The organism is Peribacillus sp. P4_C12 (genome assembly GCF_056402095.1).
Map to the genome: position 1 here is coordinate 1 of NZ_JBFUIB010000417.1, position 3,319 is coordinate 3,319.

3 protein-coding genes and 1 pseudogene are annotated in these 3,319 nt (G+C 36.2%); 1 reads left to right on the plus strand and 3 read right to left on the minus strand.

The genetic code is table 11. The annotated features are described in order from the left end of the window. Positions 1 to 665: 665 nt before the first annotated feature. A pseudogene (locus AC1DUW_RS24070) lies at positions 666 to 907 on the minus strand (FAD-binding oxidoreductase); the annotation flags it as partial. A gap of 364 nt (positions 908 to 1,271) precedes the next feature. On the opposite strand from AC1DUW_RS24070, the gene AC1DUW_RS24075 reads away from it, so the two are divergent. Continuing rightward, positions 1,272 to 1,913 carry a hypothetical protein gene (locus AC1DUW_RS24075; RefSeq protein ID WP_053346077.1) on the plus strand — a complete coding sequence of 214 codons (642 nt, stop codon included), beginning with the start codon at positions 1,272 to 1,274 and terminating at the stop codon, positions 1,911 to 1,913. 76 nt (positions 1,914 to 1,989) lie between these two features. Here the strand turns inward: AC1DUW_RS24075 and AC1DUW_RS24080 are convergent, their stop codons facing one another. Together AC1DUW_RS24080 and AC1DUW_RS24085 are read right to left on the minus strand one after the other, a co-directional pair. Further along, the gene (locus AC1DUW_RS24080) at positions 1,990 to 2,796 is read right to left on the minus strand and encodes an ABC transporter permease (protein ID WP_176527609.1); all 807 of its coding nucleotides are present in this window, start codon (positions 2,794 to 2,796) and stop codon (positions 1,990 to 1,992) included. Continuing rightward, a partial coding sequence (locus tag AC1DUW_RS24085) for an ABC transporter permease (RefSeq protein WP_477643651.1) occupies positions 2,796 to 3,319 on the minus strand: 524 nt, incomplete at its 5' end. The genes AC1DUW_RS24080 and AC1DUW_RS24085, both read right to left, overlap by 1 nt.

Sequence of the window (3,319 nt, forward strand, 5' to 3'; positions counted from 1 at the left end):
ATTAAACCCGATACTACAAATATCCTTTATACTAAGAAATTTATTCTTACATTTCTTATTATACCCTTTTCCATATGTTAATATAGTAAAATTTCAAGGCCTTATGATTAGTAATATCAATTAATGGTTTTAATCAATCGAACTAAAAGGGGTCATCGAGGCGGCTCACCCTAGCTTTCGATATAATGGAGCTAATAAAATGGTATAGAGCCATCCGTTCTGTTCAACAACCCTTAAACTGCATATTTTGTATATAAGTTCTCCTTAGATTTTTTACCAGCACATTTCGAGCACCTGATAATGTTAGTTACCGAGTCAGACAGCTATAGTATATATTGAAATCAATCATATAATTTCGTAGCATATGCTTTAAGAATTGAGCATGAAATAGATTATTATGGATGAACAATAAGCACCAGCAATTTCTCCTTATTTAAAGGAATTGCAGATGCTTTTTATGCTTACTTGTTCTATTGACTAATTACCGCATTTTTCTATCCATTAATGTATTCCGCAAGCCTCAGTGAGTATTTTAACAAGATGCATACTTTTGATTCACTTTGCCGCTCCTTCTCTTTGAATGCCAATGCTCATTTGCATCTGGCAGCAGGATTAACAGTGATGACCGTGGCAGCATGTGTTTCTTATAGATCTTTCATTTTTTCATTTTCTAAAAAATCCCCACCTATAGTGGCCACATTGGAACTACTAGGGTCAGGTGGATAGAACAATCCCACTTCTTCAGCTTTTTTATGTATATTTGCCGTAATTATTCTGGAGAAACAATGGCAAGCATATTTTCGCGGTCTATAATCAATTTATCACTTAAACGAGTCAAATCAAGAACCATACCACCTTTAACTGGTAATGGTCCACCACTTAGTGAAGTACCTGAACCTCTAGGGAAATTTCATCTCTATGCTTCTCACTTCCTTCTCTATAATAATCTAGAGATAAATGAATAGAAAAAATCATCATACCCTCTTAATAGTTTTCGAATAAAAATATGGTTGATCGAAAAGATCGTACACATACGTGTTTCACGACAGAAAAGATATCGATAACTGAAATCACTTCTTCAGTCAAACACTTTATCATTTTCCTAACAAGAGACATACTTTATTGAATACCTATCCAACATTTTTTATTAAATAAGGTTTTTATCGAAGTGATTTTGTAACCTCTGTCATTCGTATTCATTTTTAATGAATATAATAGCGTTACAGTGTCCTGCTAGATATAATGAAATTAAAGGAAAAGGAGGGTTTCTATTGAAAATTGCATTGATTCATGCAACAACAACCGCACTAAATCCGATTGAAAAAGCGTTTCAGACAGTTGAACCAGACCTTGAGCTTCTTCATTTTATGGACACGAACCTGCTTGCTTTAATGGGAAAAAGCGGCACGCTAACTCCAGAAATCATTCGCCGCTTTTCTTTATTAGTGAACTTAGCCTATGACTCTGGTGTTTCCTGTATTCAACTTACCTGCTCTGCATTTAACGATATTACATCAATTTTACAACCTCTTTATCCTGTGAAGTTATTTCGGTCAGATGAAGCGATGCTTGATGAAGCACTTCAATATAATAGTATCGGTCTAATATCTACGGTAAAAGAAACACCAATCGCCCTTCAAAATTATCTAAGAGATAAAAACCCAGACTGTATTGTGGAATCCATAGTTGATCCTGGKATTATCCACTTATTATCGCAAGGAAAAAGAGCAGAACATGACGAGCGGGTAAAAATGATGGTTGAACAAATGGATGGAAGAACAGAAGTGATTGTGCTTTCCCAATATAGTATGGAACATGTAGCAAAGCTGGTTAACCCTTCTGTCCCCATCCTAACGGCTCCTTTATCAGCAGCAAAACGGTGTTTAGCTTATTTGAATGGACAAATTGTGTAAAAACCCGCAGGGGCAAATGTCTAAAAAATTAGTTGATTCAAGCAAGTGAATAATAAACTTATTGTCTACGTTTCTATTAACCGTTTGTATGATGAGAACCGCCGAAAACCTTTCCGACACCTTGAATTTTTTCAAGTATAACGATTAGAACGACTGATATGAAAATAACTACGCTTGACACGGAAGCAACGATTGGATTATAGGCATCCTGCATTTGTGAAAAAATCTCAATTGGAAGCGTACGCATTTCAGGTGATACCATAAAAAGAGAGACAGTTACATTATCAAATGAAGTTAGAAATGCAAATAGTCCTCCTGAGATAGCAGCTGATCCAATAAGCGGAAGTGTCACTTTCAAAAAAACAGTAAGTGGATTAGCACCAAGTATAGCTGCAGCACGTTCAAGATTATAATCAAATCCACTTAAACCAGTTAAAACGAGACGCATTACATATGGGATACAAATGACAATATGGGCAATTAAAAATCCTGTAGAAGTACCAGCAAGCATCATTGGTGTGAAATACATCAACAGTGCAATACCTAAAACAAGCTGCGGCACACTTAATGGAGAAGTTAAGAGAGCCGTAATATACGATTTGCCGGGTATATCATACTTTGCAATGCCAAGAGCCCCTAAAGTTCCAAATATGACGGAGAAAATAGCTGCTAAGGCGGCGAATTTGGCACTATTAATAAATGCTTCCAAAAACTCAGGGCGCTCTAAAATTTTGGTATACCATTGTAGTGAGAAACCTTCTGCTGGAAAACTTGGATAATTAGCACTTGTAAAAGAAGCAGGTATAACTACAATGAGTGGTATTAAGATATAGATTATTGCTAACACAGCAACAGCGATGCGAAGGCCACCAAGAGTTTTCATCATCGGAATACCTCCTTAAATTTCCCTTTTTCAAACATTCTAGTAAAGACAGCTACTGAAATGACAGTTGTTGCTAATAGAATATAAGAAAGAGCTGATCCAAATGTCCAGTGAAGCAAGTTATTTATTTGATCATATATGACAACTGGCATTACTGGTACATTTGCTCCGCCCATTAGTGCAGGTGTAACATAGGCACTCATCGACAAGCTAAATACAAGAATGCAACCAGAGACAATACCAGGTATACTTAGCGGCAAAGTAATCGAAAAGAACCTTCTGAAAGGACTTGCCCCAAGAATTGCTCCCGCCTTATCTAAAGAAGGATCAATATTATATAAGCTAGCAACAATAGATAAGATCATGAAAGGCAGGTATGCGTTAGAAAGCCCGATAACAACTCCAATTTCCGAAAATAGTAGTTTCAATGGAGTATCTATAATACCTAGAGCCATCAACGTTTGATTTATCGTTCCGTTAGGTAGTAGCAATAGATACCAACCAAAATTACGAACCACTATAC

What these genes read in the sequence shown, in the direction of transcription:
- AC1DUW_RS24080 (WP_176527609.1), bottom strand. Translation starts at nt 2,796, where the DNA reads ATGAAAACTCTTGGTGGCCTTCGCATCGCTGTTGCTGTGTTAGCAATA.